The 18,258-nt window shown below is 41.5% G+C and carries 12 protein-coding genes; 4 read left to right on the top strand and 8 right to left on the bottom strand.

Annotation, left to right across the window (positions count from 1 at the left end):
- Positions 1-39 precede the first annotated feature (39 nt).
- Positions 40-2,631, bottom strand: coding sequence for an ATP-dependent chaperone ClpB (clpB, locus tag HNR41_RS01625; protein ID WP_184281077.1), 2,592 nt, complete (start codon positions 2,629-2,631; stop codon positions 40-42).
- Between the two features lie 163 nt (positions 2,632-2,794).
- Here clpB and HNR41_RS01620 point away from each other — a divergent pair, with 163 nt between their 5' ends.
- Positions 2,795-3,619, top strand: coding sequence for an undecaprenyl-diphosphate phosphatase (locus HNR41_RS01620; protein ID WP_184281075.1), 825 nt, complete (start codon positions 2,795-2,797; stop codon positions 3,617-3,619).
- A 46-nt stretch (positions 3,620-3,665) separates the two neighbouring features.
- Here HNR41_RS01620 and HNR41_RS01615 read toward each other — a convergent pair whose 3' ends face one another.
- On the bottom strand, positions 3,666-3,962 hold the full coding sequence (locus HNR41_RS01615) for a metal-sulfur cluster assembly factor (protein WP_376698663.1): 297 nt from the start codon (positions 3,960-3,962) through the stop codon (positions 3,666-3,668).
- A gap of 135 nt (positions 3,963-4,097) precedes the next feature.
- On the opposite strand from HNR41_RS01615, the gene HNR41_RS01610 reads away from it, so the two are divergent.
- From HNR41_RS01610 to HNR41_RS01600, 3 genes are read left to right on the top strand one after another with little or no spacing between them, the layout of a single operon-like run.
- Entirely contained in the window at positions 4,098-4,919 is an 822-nt protein-coding gene (locus tag HNR41_RS01610) for a Cof-type HAD-IIB family hydrolase (RefSeq protein ID WP_184281073.1), read from the top strand.
- A gap of 13 nt (positions 4,920-4,932) precedes the next feature.
- Complete coding sequence (locus HNR41_RS01605) at positions 4,933-5,775, top strand: DegV family protein (RefSeq protein ID WP_184281071.1); 843 nt, start codon at positions 4,933-4,935, stop codon at positions 5,773-5,775.
- Positions 5,776-5,777: 2 nt separating this feature from the next.
- Entirely contained in the window at positions 5,778-7,115 is a 1,338-nt protein-coding gene (locus HNR41_RS01600) for a CoA-disulfide reductase (protein ID WP_184281070.1), read from the top strand.
- Between the two features lie 122 nt (positions 7,116-7,237).
- Here HNR41_RS01600 and HNR41_RS01595 read toward each other — a convergent pair whose 3' ends face one another.
- The 6 genes from HNR41_RS01595 to HNR41_RS01570 form a co-directional block, all read right to left on the bottom strand.
- Positions 7,238-8,674, bottom strand: coding sequence for an alpha-amylase family glycosyl hydrolase (locus HNR41_RS01595; protein WP_184281068.1), 1,437 nt, complete (start codon positions 8,672-8,674; stop codon positions 7,238-7,240).
- Positions 8,675-8,833: 159 nt separating this feature from the next.
- On the bottom strand, positions 8,834-9,220 hold the full coding sequence (locus HNR41_RS01590; RefSeq protein ID WP_184281066.1) for a YisL family protein: 387 nt from the start codon (positions 9,218-9,220) through the stop codon (positions 8,834-8,836).
- A 53-nt stretch (positions 9,221-9,273) separates the two neighbouring features.
- Positions 9,274-10,164 carry a fumarylacetoacetate hydrolase family protein gene (locus HNR41_RS01585; protein ID WP_184281064.1) on the bottom strand — a complete coding sequence of 297 codons (891 nt, stop codon included), beginning with the start codon at positions 10,162-10,164 and terminating at the stop codon, positions 9,274-9,276.
- Between the two features lie 50 nt (positions 10,165-10,214).
- A complete protein-coding gene (locus HNR41_RS01580; protein ID WP_184281062.1) occupies positions 10,215-11,321 on the bottom strand; it encodes a DUF418 domain-containing protein in 1,107 nt (368 codons plus the stop codon).
- A complete protein-coding gene (gene addA / locus HNR41_RS01575; protein WP_184281060.1) occupies positions 11,314-14,769 on the bottom strand; it encodes a helicase-exonuclease AddAB subunit AddA in 3,456 nt (1,151 codons plus the stop codon). The genes HNR41_RS01580 and addA overlap by 8 nt, the downstream gene beginning before the upstream one ends.
- On the bottom strand, positions 14,753-18,241 hold the full coding sequence (locus HNR41_RS01570; RefSeq protein ID WP_184281058.1) for a PD-(D/E)XK nuclease family protein: 3,489 nt from the start codon (positions 18,239-18,241) through the stop codon (positions 14,753-14,755). The genes addA and HNR41_RS01570 overlap by 17 nt, the downstream gene beginning before the upstream one ends.
- Between the last annotated feature and the right edge of the window lie 17 nt (positions 18,242-18,258).

Here is an 18,258-nt window from a genome sequence, read left to right as displayed (position 1 = left end):
AAAATGACATCTGAAATTAAAATTTCAGATGTCATTTTTTTATTTAATAACAAACACCAGTTCATCATTTACATAATCCGCTTTAATATGCAGACCTTCTGTCATATCGGCTGCAATAAGTTTTCTCGCAAGTGGTGTTTCTATATGTTTCTGGATAAAACGTTTCAGCGGACGTGCACCGAATTGCGGCTCATAAGCACTTTCCGCCACCCAGTTTTTAACGCTGTCTGTCACTTCAAGCGTCATATGCTGCGCTTCGAGACGTCTGTTTAAATCGACCAGCAGTCGGTCGACAATTGCTCCCATATTTTTCTGAGTTAACGGGCTGAACATAACAATGTCATCCATACGATTAATAATTTCCGGCTTGAAGTACTGGTGTACTTCGCCCATCACGATATCTTTCGTTTCATCGCTCAGCTCACCGTCCACGACTACTGTGTCGAGCAGGTGCTGTGATCCGATGTTTGATGTCATAATAATTATTGTGTTTTTAAAGTTGACACTGCGGCCTTTCGAATCTGTCAGGCGTCCTTCATCCAGCAGTTGAAGCAGAATATTGAACACATCGGGATGGGCCTTCTCCACTTCGTCCATCAGAATTACGGAATACGGCTGACGGCGTATTGCTTCTGTCAGCTGTCCGCCCTCTTCATGGCCGACGTATCCCGGCGGTGCACCTATCAGTCTTGAGACAGAATGTTTCTCCATATACTCACTCATATCGATGCGGATCATATGTTTCTCCGAATCGAACATCGTTGCGGCAAGTGCTTTGGCAAGTTCTGTTTTACCGACACCGGTCGGTCCTAAGAACAGGAAGCTTCCGATTGGTCTGTCCGGATCTTTAATACCTGCCCGCGCTCTGATTACTGCATCGGCAACGAGGTCTACTGCTTCATCCTGTCCGACAACACGTTCGTGAAGTATATCGGAAAGTTTAAGCAGTTTATCTTTTTCAGTTTCTACGAGTTTCGTTACAGGAATACCCGTCCACTGGCTGACGATAAAGCCGATTTCCTCTTCGGTAACAACTTCTCTTATAATACGTCCTTCATCAGCTGCAGCTGTTTCCATTTCGGCTTCGAACGCTGCAAGCTCTTTTTCAAGCTGAGGCAGTTTGCCGTGACGGAGTTCAGCTGCGCGTTCAAGTTCGTAATTATTTTCAGCGTCTTCAAGTTCCTGGCGTACCTTATCAACTTCGGCACGCTTGTCGTTAACCTGCTTAATCTGCTCTTTTTCTTTCTCCACTTTATTCTGCAGTGTTTTCTGCTCTTCTTTAATGTCGCTGAGCTCTGTCTGCAGTTCAGTCAGACGGTTCGCCGACACTGAATCTTTTTCGCCTTTTAATGCCTGTTCTTCAATCTCAAGCTGCATGACACGGCGGTTAATCTGATCAAGTTCAGTAGGATTCGAGCCCATTTCAGTTCGGATTGTCGCACTTGCCTGGTCCATTAAGTCGATTGCTTTATCCGGCAGGAAACGGTCTGTAATATAACGGTCGGATAACTCTGCCGCTGCTACAAGTGCACGGTCGGTAATTCTTACGCCGTGGTGCACTTCATAACGTTCTTTAAGCCCTCGTAAAATTGAAATTGTATCTTCCACGTCAGGTTCCGGCACCTGAACCTTCTGGAAACGTCTTTCGAGTGCCGAGTCTTTTTCAATATACTCGCGGTACTCATTCGTCGTTGTTGCACCGATACAGTGTAACTCGCCTCTGGCAAGCATCGGTTTCAGCATATTGCCGGCATCCATAGCCCCATCTGTCTTACCTGCACCGACAAGCATATGAATTTCATCGATAAAGAGAATAATTCTGCCGTCTGATTCTTTGACTTCTTTTAATACTGCTTTTAATCTTTCTTCGAATTCTCCGCGGTATTTTGCACCTGCTACAAGTGATGTTAAGTCGAGTTCAAACACTGTTTTGTCAAGCAGGCTGTCAGGTACGTCTTTACGTACAATACGCTGTGCAAGACCTTCAACTATTGCTGTTTTACCGACACCCGGCTCCCCGATTAAGACCGGGTTGTTTTTACGTTTACGGCTCAGTATACGGATAGTATCGCGTATTTCCTCATCGCGTCCGATAACCGGATCCACATTGCCGTTTCTTACTTCTTCGACCAGATCACGGCCGTATTTTTCCAGGACTTCATACTGGTTTTCAGGATTTTGTGTTGTCACATGGTTTCCCCCTCTTATTTTTTTTATAATTTCTTTAATAATATCCGCTTTATTGCCGACTGCTTCTTTTAATATATTGTCTTCTTCAATCGCTGCAAGAAGCAAGTGCTCCTGTGAGATAAATGTATCTTCCATCTCAGTCATTTTCTTTTCAGCATTGTTATACAACTTCGAAAAACCGCTTGACATATACACGCCGTATTCAACGCTGTCTCCGGTTACCGAATTGTATTTCTTTAATTTTTCATCGTAAGCTTCAATAATATTTTCGGTTTTAATATTTGCACGGTCCAGTATGTCAGTACTCATGCTTTCATCTGCGGTCAGCATTGCCTTCAGCACTGCTTCAGGCTCAATGGACTGCAGTTTAAGCTCCTGTGAATACTGCTGTGCCCGTTCAATAATATTCTGTACTTTTAATGTCATCTTGTTAATATCCAATTTACTTCACCTCAGTTAAGTAAAATTAAAGCCAAAATATGTTTGACCTTTTTTGACCTTAACTTAATTATACGCTTTCCCATGTTAAAATCAAGTAATTAATAGCAATATCCCGCAATTTATCATATATTTATTGATGGACATTTAAGGAGGAATTTAAAAGTTGGATATCATTACTATTATTAAATATGTATTTTTGGGATTACTTCAAGGTGTTACTGAGCCAATTCCAGTTTCATCCAGCGGTCACTTGGTCATTGCGCGTGAACTTTTCGGCATTGAAGCTTCGGGACTGTCGTTTGAAATATTTTTGAATACAGCTTCACTGATTGCAATTTTGTTTGTTTACAGAAAAGATATAATCAGTATCATTCAGAACTTATGGAGATTTGTGTTTCACGGTGCCAGAGATAACGATGCAGTAACCGATTTTAAGTATACAATCTGTCTTATTATCGCTACTATTCCAGCCGGTGTTGCAGGTTTGTTATTAAAAGATGTTATCGGAGAAAACATTTCAGTTGGATTCGTTGGTTTAATGCTGCTTGTAACAGGGCTTGCTCTTTTATTCATTAAAAATAAACGCGGCGCTAAACGTGACGGTGACCTTACAATCAAAGATTCAATCATCGTCGGCATTTCACAGTGTATGGCATTGACGCCAGGTATCAGTCGAAGCGGCGCTTCAATTGTAGGTGCGATTGCCGTTGGTCTGAGTCAGAAAAATGCACTGCGTTTTGCATTTCTGTTATACATTCCGGTATCTGTCGGTACTGCAATGATTTCAGTTGGAGACATTGTCAATGATCCGAACATGAACACATTATGGCTTGCATATCTGCTTGCATTTATCGTGACAATAATCGCAACTTATTTTGCAGTTAAATGGCTGCAGAATGTAATGGAACGCGGAAATTTAATTATATTTGTTTATTACTGTTTTGCACTTGGTGCATTTTCAATACTTTACCAGTTTATATGGGCATAGAAAAAAGCCGCGAAGAATATTCTTCGCGGCTTTTCTCTGCGTTAAACTAACTGACGCCGAGTGCGATTTTCGCATAACGTGTCATCTTGTCTTTATCCCATGGCGGGTTCCAGACAATTGCGATTTGTACATCTTTAACTTCAGGCAGTTCTAACAGGCAGTGTTCCACCTGTCCCATAATCTGAGGTCCCATAGGACAACCCATCGAAGTTAATGTCATTTCTACACCTGCGTTACCTTCGTCGTCAAGGTTCACTCCGTAAACTAAACCAAGGTTAACTATATCTATGCCAAGTTCGGGGTCAATAACGTTCTCTAACGCACCGTACATGCTTTCTTCCATTGCTTTATCCAAACTAATCACTCCTAACTGTAGTGTATATATCATAACTATACCAAAAATTATACATTCAATAAATATAAATGCTATTATTAAGTAGAAACATTTTAATTAACCACAGATAAAAGGGAGATTTATATGGACAAGCATTTAATTTGTTTAGATTTAGACGGCACTCTGCTGACGGATGAAAAGACTATTACTCCGTATACTAAAAAAGTGCTCACAACACTTAAACAACAAGGGCACGAACTGATGATCTCTACCGGGCGTCCCTACCGGGCAAGTGTTCCATACTATAAAGAATTAAAAATGACGACACCTGTCGTAAACTTTAACGGTGCATTTGTCCATCATCCGACAGATTTCAATTTTAAGATGAAACACGAAACACTGGATCTTGAAGTGACTAAGGAAATTGCTAAAAAAGTACCTGAACTTAATATTAAAAATATTGTTGCCGAGATTAAAGATAATATATATATACACTATCATGACAGCATACTCTTCGATGCATTTAAAATGGGCGACCCTAAAATAAGCGTCGGTAATTTATATGACACCGTGACTGAAGATGTGACGAGTATTCTCGTACAGGCTGAAGAATCTGAAATGCCGCATATCCGTCAGACACTGGACGATTTGTTTGCCGAAGTTATCGAACAGCGCCGCTGGGGAGCACCGTATCCGGTTCTTGAAATCATTAAAAAAGGCATCAACAAAGCAGTCGGTGTTGACTATGCGAGAGAGTATTTAAATATACCGCAAAGCCGCACTATCGCATTTGGTGATGAAGATAATGATACTGAAATGCTTCAGTACGTTGAACACGGGGTAGCAATGAAAAATGGGATTGACGATATTAAAAGTATTTCAAATTACGTGACAGAAACAAATAATAATAATGACGGCATTGGTCATTTCTTAAATGACTTTTTTGACCTTCGTCTGAAACCATAAGGAGGACATTATAATGAAACTTATAATCGACAGCTGTGCTGATATTTCACAGGAGAGAGCGCGTGAACTGAATGCTGATATGCAGCCTTTAACTATTCAGATTGACGATAAAAGCTACATTGACCAATTTGAAATTACGAGCGAAGAAGTTATTCAGTCTATTAAAGATGGCAGACGTCCTATGACAAGCCAGCCAAACCCTGAGAGCTTTGCAGGTATTTTTAAAAAGTATGCCGAACAAAATGAAAGTATTATTTATCTGGGGTTATCAAGTGCATTATCAGGAACGTATCAGAGTGCAGTAATAGCACGCGATACCCTGCTGGAAGAATATCCGGATGCGGATATTACATTGATTGACACCTCTGCCGTCAGCTACGGTCTCGGTCTGATCGTTGAACGTGCTGCTGGATACATAGCACAGGGTGACAGCAAGGAGACTGTTATTTCAAAAGTGGAACAGGATATATCAAAAATCAGACATCTGTTTACAGTGAACGATTTAAATTATTTAGCCGAAGGCGGGCGTTTATCGAAAGGCTCTGCGTTTCTCGGCGGACTTTTAAATATTAAACCGCTGCTGCATGTTGAAGACGGAAAATTAGTCCCGCTCGAAAAACACCGCGGCCTGAAAAAAGTATTTAAGCGTATGAATGAACTGGCTATAGCTGAAGGTGCATCAGGTACAGGACATATCGTTCATGCAGATGCTGAGAAACTGGCTGCTGATCTTAAAGACCAGCTTCTTAAAAACACTGATCTTGAGACAATTAATATTACCGGCATCGGACCGACAATCAGTTCGCATACAGGCGATGGTACTATCGCACTGTTCTATTTTAAAGACGGCGAATAATAATGAAAAAAGTTATATTAGTTGGAGGCGTTGCAGGCGGTGCCACTGCTGCGTCCCAGCTGCGACGTTTAAACCCGGATATCGAAATTGTTATTTACGAGCGCTATGAAGATATCAGCTACGGTTCCTGCGGAATGCCGTATTACATCGGCGGTGAAGTTGAAGAACGCGACAGCCTGGTGAACATGACGCCCGGGAAATTCAGAGACAAAAATATCTTTGTCAAAACCGGACATGAAGTGACTTCAGTTAATACAGACGAAAATACTGTCACTGTACTCGATAAGGCAAACAACAGAGAAATTACCGATTCATATGACTATCTGGTTTTATCGCCCGGGGGTTCACCGAAAAAACTGCCGTCTGTGAAAGATGGTGAACAGGTATTTTCACTTCATAGACTCGCAGATCTTGACTATATAATGTCATACATTGAAGACAACAATGTTAAAGAAGCGGTACTGATCGGTTCCGGCTACATCGGACTTGAAGTAACGGAAAACTTAACTGCAAAAGGCATTCATGTTACGATACTTCAGCACGATGAACGTATTTATAAAAACATCGAAGCGGATATGAACGGTGTACTTTATGAAGCCATGACCGAACACGGTATCACACTGAAACTGAACACGGAAATTGATTATGTTGACGGCAGTCAGGCTGTATTATCAAACGGTGAAAAGATTGATGCCGAACTGATTATTACCGGTGTCGGAATTTCACCGAATACCGGATTTTTAAATAATTCCGGTGTATCGTTAAAAAATGGCCTGATTCCTATAAATAAGAACGGCCAGACGAATGTTAAAAATATATATGCACTTGGCGATGCGGCAGTGACGCACTATCAGCATATCCCGGAGATAACGATGCAGGCAGCACTCGCATGGCCCGCTCACAGGCTCGCACATATTATTGCTAATCAGATTTCCGGCGACAGTTCCGTTACACACGAAGGATTTCTCGGTACGAATATCGTTAAGTTTTTTGACTATCATATTGCGACATTCGGTTTATCTGAAAAAGAAGTCGCAGATGTCCCTCATTTCGTTATCGATCAGAAACAGAAAAATAAATCCGGCTATATGAAAGGTGCCGCACCGATACACGTGCGGGTATACGTCTCAACAGAAACCGGCATTATATTAAGAGCAGCTGTCGTCGGCACAGAAGGTGTTGATAAACGCATCGATATTTTATCAGCACACACACGGCTCGGCGGCACTGTATACGATTTGATAAACATTGAAATCGGCTACTCACCGCCCTTCTCCAGTCCGAAAGACATCATCAATATGGTTGGATATAAAGCGAGAGAAAAAGCAGAAAATTTATAAATCGGGAGCCGGATTCATTTTTGATGAATCCGGCTTTTTTGGTGTATTCCGGACGGTTCACGAGTCGTTCTTCAACAAAAAAACCGCACACCCTTTAAGGGAGCACGGTCCATTGTTAAATCTTATTTACTATTTCTCTCTTGTTCTCTCTGCTTCTTAAATTTTCTGCTGCGGCTCGCTGCCACCCAGATAAATATCGCAAACAAACCAAAGATTAATGCCGCTGCGTATAGATAACCATTGTTAAAGCCGGCTTCTTCAATAATTGAATACAGCTCTGTTTCTTCTCTGTCGAGGACTGCAATATATTCTCTGTCATGCGGTCTGATCATATCCCCGATAAGCATTCCGCTTAATACTTTACCTTCTTCTTCAGCTGTCTGATCAAGTGTGACAGATTCTGTTTCCGTCGTATTGTTAATATTAAGCAGATAATCAACATCGTCCGTATAGTATTTAACTAAATACTGCCCGTCTTCGTTTAATATCGTTTCAATTTCTGATTCGGGCGCCTGCATGATTGCATGATTGCGGTAGATAATAGAAATATTCTCAAGATACTCGATTACTTCTTTATCACTTCTGAAGTCCATCTGCGGATGTATTTCCGGATAATCCAGTCCGTTAAACGCAACTTCTGTTCCGTAAGTCATTGCACTTGGTCCGCGGTATGCGTATAAGTAGTTCGCAAGCTGCTGTATTCTGGTACCCGGGAACATATTCTGCTCTGCAGCGTGGTGTGTGAATCTCTCTGAGAACCAGTGGTCCGCCATAATCAGCTGCTCATCTTCAGGGAATTCAGGAATCTGCTGATCAATGCCGCCGTACTTCTGTACGAGTTCTGCTCTGAATTCTTCTGTTGCCGTTGTATCGAATCCTTCAGCGTTCAGTTCTTCAGTCGATAAAATCCCGTAAGTTTCAATATCTTCAGGTAAAAACTCTTCAGCATTCAGTCCGTCCTGGTTTACGAACATGCTGATACCGTCAACATTATAAGTATCGATAAAGTTCTGAACCATTGCACGGTATGTGTCCTGGTTGTCTCTATCGTTCAGGTCGATAATCTCTCTGTCGATGTCTTCGTAGTAATCTGACTGAACGTCGTTAAATACCGGTGTATCAAGTGCTGTGTAATCGTCTGTAGCCACTGCAGGCATATCCACGATAACTTTCAGCTCAAGTTCATGTGCCTCGTCTATCAGGTTCTGGAAATCTTCCGGGCTTCCGTAGGCTTTTGAGATTGCGTCGTAATCTGTTACGTCATAGCCGAGATAGTCATCTTCAGCACGTTCTGTTACCGGTGACAGCATAACAGTGTTAAAGCCCATATCCTTAATGTATTCAAAATATGGTGTAATACCATCAAAGTCCCCGCCGAACGAATGGAATGGATCCCCGTCCTTTGTCACACCGATGTCATTGGAAGTATTATTATTTAAAAATCGGTCGACAGTAATCATATAAATTCTGTCATATGTATTTTCTTCAGCTGATACAGGACTGCTGCTCATAAACAGCACTGCAAGAATCATGCTGACAAATGCTAACATTCTCTTCATAATTTTATCCTACCTTTTATTTCGTATAATAATAGTATACTAAACTTCGCTTCATTAGTTCTTCGTTTCACTAATTGTTCATAAATTTTATTTTAACACGAAATATAAAAAACCGGTCTGTTAAAATGTAACAGACCGGTTTTCCACTCAGTATACAGTTTAGAAGCTGAGCATGCCAAGCGGCAGCATAGCACCCATAATAACTGTAGCAATGATTGCAATAACACAAACAACCATAAGGACATTTGCTGTTGCAGAGTTTTTCTTAAGTCTTACAATCGCCATTTCCATAAATCCAATTGAAAGAATACCAAGCAGTGCTTTAATACCATACTGCATGTGTGATCCGGCGTTGCTGATTCCTTCCATATTGCCGACGTAAACCATAATTCCGCTGAACAGTACAAGCAGATAAAACACTCTTAACACCATATGCATAATAAATGCCGGTTTGTTTTCAGCAGTGTTGTTCTTTTTGTACATGCCGTATACAGCGATAAACAAAATGACTGCAACAATAATAGCCGTTAAGTGTAAATGTAACATAATATGATTCCCCCTCTACATAATGATTCCTGTAGTATTATATCATGTTATCTTTACTCAATGTGTGTCGTTAATGTTCCAATTCCGTCAATTGAAATACGGACTGTGTCGCCCGATTTCAGGAATCCTGTCGGATCCATTCCGGCACCCACACCTGCAGGTGTACCTGTTGCGATAACGTCACCCGGCTCTAAAGTAATGTACTTAGACAGTTCTGCCACCATTTCATCAATTTTTCTGACCATTAATGATGTGCTTCCGTCCTGGCGGATTTCATCGTTAACTTTAGTCACAATTGTTGTATTCTGAGGGTTTGGAATCTCATCTTTAGTAACGATGTAAGGTCCCATAGGTGTTGCAAGACTCTTTGATAAGAATGCCTGTTTGTGTGATTTCTGCAATTCTCTCGCTGATATATCGTTCACGATTGTGTAACCGTAAATGTAGTCAAATGCCATTGAGCTGTCTATGTTTTTTGCTTCTTTCCCGATAACAATACCGAGTTCCCCTTCATAGTCCAGCTGCTCAGTCAGTTCGCTGAAATCAGAAATTGTATCTTCATCACCGACAAGACTCGAGTTCGCCTTAGTGAATACATACATTTCAACTTCGCTGTTCATCTCTTCAGTATGAGCTTTAAAGTTACGGCCGAAACCGATAGTATTATTTGGCGGTTTAACCGGTGCTAATATATTAATTTCTTCAAATGGTGCTTTGTACTTATCAGCATCGTCAGATGCTTCAGCACTTTCAACAAGTTTTCTGACCAGCTCCTGAAAATCCAATGTGTGGTATTCAGTAATACCTTCAAGTAATGTTCTCGGATAATCCTTAACATCACTGAAATCCTGGAATAAAAGCGGAATAATCCAGGCACTGTCTTCACGTTTTACTTTGACACCATAGTGTTTCTTATCTTGATACTCAAAAGTTAAAAATTTCATTGGACAATCTCCTTTGTTTTCTTTCATTCAGTATAACAAACATTATTTAATTATTCCCGTTTCATTTTCTTATTTGTCTGAAAAATCTGTTCCAATGACGAAACATTATATCGTGCCAGCAGATTTGCGAGAATAATAAGCAATATATAAAGAGCCCCAACAATCAGAATAAGCATCTGTATGGATATTTGTCCGTACAATGCCAGACCGAAACCATAGAAGATAAACATCATAAAAATATTGAATATAATATATGAAGTTAATCCGTATCTCCCCAAATTGTAAAATACATTAAACACCGGTTTTGGAATACTGTCTGCAATGTATGCCAGCAGCATAAAGTAGCCGATTGCCGTTACGGGACCGCCGAATCCTTCTCCAAGCGTTTCTCCGGCAGTTGTACCGAGCGACAGCACCTGCAGCAGTTTCACCGCAATCCCGCCACCAAGCAGCATCATAATAATTCCTGCACTGATAAAAGGACTGTCTTTAATAAATCCTGTAAAATTCAACTCTTTTAGTGCGATACCGAGCAGTATTGACGGCAGAATAATAAATACCACATTGTACAGTGAATCCACTCCTGAACCTGTCAGTATATCAACGTTCATATTCACCATAGACAGATAATCAGTACTTCTGAACGTACTGGTAAATTCATTCACACGCTGAATTCCCGAGTACATATGCTGAATGTTCGAATTCAGCCCTGTAATAATTTCGAGCACTACATTAAACATTAAATGCAGAGCGAACAATGTCAGCGATGCCGCCAGTGTAATAATCCAGTGGCGCCCGACAAAGAACAAGCCGGCAAATGCAGTCAGAATAACGTAAGGCATCATATCAAAGCCGTAAATAAGCACTGTGTTTAAAGTCAGTATCACAAGTACGGTGACAAGCACTTTAGCTAAATGCTTTCTGCCTTTAAAGCCGTACTGGCTGAGCAGCCAGCCCGTAATAATACTGATGAGCGGCAGCACGGATCCGCCCGTTATAATATCAACGATATTATATACATTCAGGTCGCGTCCGAAGAAATATTCGAACGGATTAATTTCGTTCAGCGGCATCATAAAATACAGCCCGCTGTATATAAATAGTAAACTCAGCGCTATTCCGCCGATAAAATAAATTTGTCTGTTTGAATCATTCAACTGGAATCGCCCCATAATCAAAAAAGTAAAGCACGGCCGTTACTGGTTTTCCAAGTGAAACCTCCGCAGATTTCGTATAGATATCCATCTGCGTGCTGTAGCGTTCAGCCAGGTTTTCAATTGTTAAATTCGTACCTTTTACACGGTCCGTCTTGTAGTCAATAATAATATAACGGTCTTCATATTCTAAGAGACAGTCGATAATTCCCTGCACAATCTGTTCAGGATGCTCTGCATAGCCGATTGCTTCCTGGCTCATTATAAACGGCAGCTCTGTATGAATACCCTGCTGAGTATTCAACAATTCATTCATCGTCTGATCATTGAAGAAGCGTACTGCATTCTCTTTCATTTTCTTAATGTGAGTGCTGCTCAGCAGCTCATGGTTCTCACTGTAGTTATCAATTAACGTGTCGATATAAGCTGCTCTCGCGGTATCATCCATCACGCTGAGCGTCTGCCACTGGTGCATAATATGCATCATCATTTCGTGCATAATTGTCCCGAATAACGGTGCTTCAAGCGAGTCTCCGAGAAAGTTCGGTTCACGCAGGTTCACTTCGCTCGTATGACTGACATACAAGGCGCCGTCCGGAATCGTTTCATTGCGCCGTTTTATGGATGTCACAGATTCTTTCGTTGTGACTTCAGAATCATCCATGTTCGGATAAGTGTAAAATAATCGTTCACGGACTTCGGGAATAATATCAGCATTCAGTGCATCGATATCCGTAAGAGACGCGTACCCGGTCCGTTCAGTTTCTTCCCCGTCAGATACTTTTGTTTCTTTAACTTCAATATACGGCACATTTGACTGCATCAGTACAGGTGCCAGGAAGTCCATTGCAGATCTCAGCTCGGCACGCGTTTCAAATGACGGTTTTTCCATACGGCTGAAATCATATTTATATTCTTCTTCGCCTTTAAACATAAGCGGCAGGTACAATTTCTCTTCTGCACGTGTCAGTGCAACGTATATCAGGCGCAGTTCCTCGCTCAGCTGCTCGATATTCAGAAAATTATTGGCAGTAATGCCGTGAATACTGTCGTAATGATAATTCAATTCATCATTAAAGGTATTGAACACAATACCGAGTTTCGGATGGACGTATACACGCGAAACTTTCGTCAGCGTGAAGTTCTGTTTCAGATCAGCATAAATCACATGTTTAAACTCCAGTCCTTTGGAGCTGTGAATCGTCATAACCCGTACTGCATCGTCAGTGTTTTCAAGCGAACCTTCCTCACCGAAATCCTTTCCTTCTGCAATCAGGAAATCAATATAGCTGATGAACTGATACAGACTTGTATTATTCATCGACTGGAATTCAAGCGCTCTGTCGATAAGCCCGTTCAGGTTTGCACGTCTTGCTGAACCGCCCGGCAGTCCGCTGAAGAACTCCAGTATGTTCAGTTCGAAAAATATTTCTGCTATTAATTCAGGCACACTTAAATATTTAGCATGCAGCTTCAGTTCTTTAAATGTTCCGGTGAACTCTTCTATTTTTCTTAATATCTGTTCGTCACCGCTGTATTCAATCAGTGCTTCATATAAATATTTCTCTTCCGATGAAATTCTGATCTGCGCGATTTCCTCTTCACTGAAACCGAACATCGGCAGTCTCATAACACCTGCCAGATGATCATCCTGCAGCGGATTGTCTATCAGCGATAAAATACTGCGCATCGTTAAAATTTCAAACGTTTCAAAATAACCTTTGTTCACATCGATACTGATTGGAATGTCTGCTTTCTGGAATTCATGACGCATGACGTCCGGTGCAAATCTGTTGCGGTTTAAAATCACAATATCCTGATACGCTGCACCTTTTTTATACAGTTCCTGCACCAGTTTAACAATCTGTTTAATTTCAAGTTCATCTGCTTCAAGAGATTTCAGGCTTTTATCGTAAATTACCGGCAGTACTTCTACCGGTGATTCAGGTTCTGCCGCTTCAACGCCTTTAATTAATTTTTCTTTATCGGTGTATTCAATTTCACCGAGATTTTTATCCATTATATTTTCAAAGATTAAGTTCGTTGCATCGAGAATTTCAGCACGTGAACGGAAGTTCCTGTTCAGCTGAATCAACTTGCCGCTGTCCGGGCTGTTGAAGCGTTCGCTTTTATCGATAAATAAATCGGGAGCCGCCTGTCTGAACCGGTAAATGGACTGTTTTACATCCCCTACCATAAACAGATTGCCGTCGTCTTCTTCACCTGATTTCAACAGCTGGATAATCGCTTCCTGCACGCGGTTAATATCCTGGTACTCATCAATCATAATTTCTTTGAACTGTTCTTTATAACGCTCTGCGATTTCTGAATCGTTGGCTGTCAGAATATCAAGTGCATAATGCTCGTAGTCGTTGAAGTCCATCTCGTTTGCAGACTGCTTATCTTTTCTGTACTCTGCGATCACTTCTTTTGCGATGCTGATCAGCTGATTGTTCATGCCGTTCAGCGGTGCAAGTTCATTTTTTACATCTTCAAGCGTGTACTGCCTTACTTTGCTGAGCTCCTGGAACAGTGCGTTTGCCGGCTTATTGTAGCGGTCGTTTAAATCATTGCCGTACGCTGCTGCCCCTTTTATAAATGCATTGGCACCTGTAACCAGTTTTGCCGCCGGCAGTTTAAAGCTGCCTTCGGTACTGAATGATTCGAGCGCCTGCACTACATATTTGTGCATGACCGACAGTTTTTCATATGCATCATCGATTGCTTTCTCTTTTAATTCCTCATCGCGTTCAGCATTGTCGTATTCCGTTTTAAGAATATACAGATCCCGGTCGAGCTTTTTCAGCTTTCGTCCGATCACTGCCCGGTAACTTTCCAGTATCTCTTCGAGCTTTTCTTCGGTAACATACTGATCCACCATGCTGTTTAAAAACTCCAGCGGTTCCTTTGTCGCAATTGCCACATGATACAGCTGCGTCACCAGTTTATGAAGCTCACTGTTATCTTTGTTGCTCGTGACAAACTGATCGAGCTTTAAGAAGTCCTCATCCGCTTCGATGTAAAAGTCTTCAAGTATGTTCGTAATATTTTTCTGCAGACGGATTTCTGTTTCCACCTGACCAAGCGTCCGCATGTCAGGCGGCAGACCGATTGCATTGTAATGCGTCTGGATTAAATATAAACAGAAACTGTGCAGCGTTGATATATGTGCGTCGTTCAGTTTAATAATTTCCTCATTCAGACGCGGATTGGGTGTCTCATTGTAAGTCTGACGTAGTGCACGTTCGATTTTATCCTTCATATCTTTGGCACTTTTGTTCGTAAACGTCGAAACAAATACCTCATCGATAGAGTAATTCCCGTCAATTATATTCTGTTTAATACGCTCAACGAGTACCGCTGTTTTACCCGATCCGGCTGCTGCGGACACTAAAATATCCGAGCCTTTCGTATTGATTGCCATACTCTGTGCTTCAGTAAATTTCACCATCGTGCACCTCGCTTTCAAAAGCCTCTATATCTTCATCGGAAATTCTGTTCGTCCGGTAGTCTTCTGCATTTATTAATTTATCGATATGACAGGCTGCTTTAAAATCACAAAACCGGCACGGCAGTCCGCCGTTAGTATCGATTGGATTGGCAAGTGTGTTGCCGTCATATATTTCATCTGTTGCAGTTTTAAATTTCTCCATTACATATGCTGAATAATGAGCAAACATTTCTTCCGACAGTACACGTTTCTTCGAATGATTATCAAACGTGCCGTCTTTTTTCTCTTTCAGCGGGAAATATTCATTGATATTTTCTGTTTCCTTAATTAAATTCTCGAGTCCTCTGTTACCGTCAATATTAGACGTCGTCCCGTCCGCTACAAACAGTCCTTTCGGCTTCAATGCATTCTGACGTTCTTTATACGCTGTCTCTGCATCCTCCGCTTTAACTTTCGGTTCGTTAACGTGATAGAACAGCATCGAGTTCGGAATGATTTCACCGTCCAGCAACGTTTCTGCTTTGTTCATCAGCACGTACATATACGTAATAATCTGCAGCTCCACACCGTTCAGCACATCCGACTTTCTTAAATCCCTCGCACTCGATTTGTAGTCGATAATATTAACGTAAACTTTATCGTCTTTTTTATAGGTATCTACCCTGTCTATTTTACCGCGCAGAATAATTTTCTTGCCGTTCGGGCTTTCAAGTGTCAGTTCTCCGAGTTCATCAGATTTCCTGCCGAAGACCGCTTCAATCAGCGTCATCTTATAGTTGCCGAGCATTTCAATATCTTTCATAAAGAGCAGTGTCGTCGTAATTGCCTGTACTGCTTTTTCTTTCAGTGACAGATAATACTCCGAGCGCTCAAAGATACCGTAGCTGATCGTTCTCAGTACGGTTTCGACTGCATTCTTCACAGCATTTTTAATAATTTCTGCATCGTGATTCAATGTCATGCTGAGATCCGCTGCCACTTTCTCCAGTGCATTATGGTACAGATTACCGATTTCAAGCGATCTTACCGTGTAGTTCTGTCTGACATTCAGTTTTAAGCCGTAATTTGAAAAGTGCTGGAAATTACAGTTAAAGTACGACTGAAACCTCGACACACTGGCTTTCATTTCCGGACCGTACAGTTTTTCTGCTGTCGCATTGCTGACTTTACGCGCTTTGTTGTCGTATGTCAGATTTCGTGTCAGGCGTTTCATAACCGCCTGCCTGTCACCTGTTTTTAACAGCTGATAGACCGCTATAAAGTGCCTGTACTGCGGCACAGTGCTTAAGTCTTCAAGATACGCCCTGTCAGTCGACATCAGCTGACGCAGTTTAAAATGTTCGAGAGCTTCCATACTGCGGATGCTTGAAATCAGGCGTATCGAATTATTCACTTCATAATGTGCTGTTTTACGGTACGTATAATTCAGCACGTTTTCACCTTCATCCGGCAGGAATTCCGCAACAAAAGGACTGATTTTAGTCGCTTCTTTGTTTTGTAATGTCGATGACCAGCTGATAAACAACTCATCCGTCGGACGTGTTACACCGAGATAAAATACAAATCGCTCATCCTGTGCAAGCGTCCGTGCACTTGGCGACAGTGTAATGCCTCTTGTACCGAGAACGAGTTTTTCTTCGTCTGTCACTATCGTTGTGCTGCGTGATTCCTGCGGCATCACGTTATAGTTCATTCCTACAATGAATATATACTTTTTATTTTCCACTTTAGCCAGGTCCAGCAGACCGATAATCACCTGGTCAATCGTTGCCGGTCTCGTATTGAATGTTGCTGATTTCAACCCGTCTGTAAATGTCTCATAAAAGAGTGAGAAATCCGTCTCTTTATCTTTAAATACTGTATAGCTGTCGTCTAAAAGACGTATAAATAAATTGTATGACTGCTCTGTCTCATTGCAGAGACGGACGTCTGTTTCTTCCAATTCGTGAATTTCATCTTCAAGTTTAATTAAGATTCCGTTATCCACGATAAAATTATAAATTGCTGTAACGTAATCTTTCACTGTTTTGCCTGCATTCAGCGCGTTAAAGAATGATTTCAACTGTCCGAGCTTATCGTTTTTATAATCGATCATTTTACGCAGTGATTCTGTATTATCAATACGGTCGATCATACCTTCAGCGTCCAGACGATATTCAATCGCAAAACGCTCATCATCGAACAGTTCATTACCCGTCAGGCCGCGTTCAATAATAATATTCTCAAGATGAGCGAGCAGCTGATCGTCATTTCCGCTGTTTAAATATCCTGTTTTCAGCACGTTCAAAAATGACGAACTCTGAAATCTGCTCTTATAGCATTCAAGCAGCGCGATAATCAGCTGCGTAAACGGGTTGCAGTGCATAAAATGTTCTGCATCCATATGGTAGGAAATATTAAATCGTTTAAACGTCGTTTTTATATGTTCCTCGTAACTCGAATCACGGTATAAAATACCGATATCAGAATACCTGGCCCCTTTTTCACGGACGAGTGTCTCAATATTCCGTGCTGCTTCAATGACTTCTTCCTGTACCGAAGGTGCCTCCGTAATAGTAATTCCGTCGTAGTTCGTCATTTTTTTACCTGTCGTGATATATTTCTCAAGCTGCGTCAGTCCGGTGCGTTTTGCACGCAGAAACTCATCATCGAAATGACGGAATTCCACATAATGTTCGCCGAACAATTCCTGCAGGCGCGTCACTACCGCTTCAGTTTTTCTGAACAGCATAATGTCCCGCCCTGCCTGCCCACTGTCATCCGACTTACTGTGAGTCAACAGCAGATTAATCTGCGCCACTTTGCTCTCAAGTGCATGGATTAAATCAAATTCACTTTCGGTAAAGTTATGGAATCCGTCGATATATATTGTTGCATTCTGCAGCGTTCGGATATTTTCCGCACGGTTAATATCATCGATAAAGTTATGAATCATATTTAAATCTTCTATATTATATTCGGCAATCTGTTCGCTCCACATGGAGTAAATTTTATTTAAATCTTCGTATTTCTCAGTCGTTCTGCCGCGTTCAAACTGGAGATTATTTAAATGTTCGGGCTTAACGCTGTATGCTCTGAACTCGGTAATCTGTTCCAGAACTTTCTCGGAAAATTTTATGTATCCACCGCTCGTATGATAATAGTTCAGCACTTCCTTCATATCGTTCATCAGATTATGCATAAACATGACATGTCCCGCTTCAGACAGCGATTCTTTTTCAGGCTGTCCAAGCTCGTTGTAGACATGCCACATCAGACGTGTGAAACTGAATACACTCGTACGCATACTGCCGCCTGCTTCGCCGTTTTCAGGCTGGGTGATAAGCTGCTCATAACTCAGCGTATTCTGCATCGGTGTAACGATATATATATTCGAACCGAGCGGTGAATCCTTTGTCAGTTCTTCTATTTCGTTAAACATTCTGCTCGTCTTTCCGGTACCGCTCGTACCGGTCCATATAGTAATTCCCATAACTTTTGCCTCCCCAC

It is taken from the genome of Jeotgalicoccus coquinae (assembly GCF_014207425.1).
GTDB classification, from domain to species: Bacteria; Bacillota; Bacilli; order Staphylococcales; family Salinicoccaceae; genus Jeotgalicoccus; species Jeotgalicoccus coquinae.
Note: the sequence above shows the minus strand (reverse complement) of the source record. Positions and strands in the feature narration are given on the sequence as shown.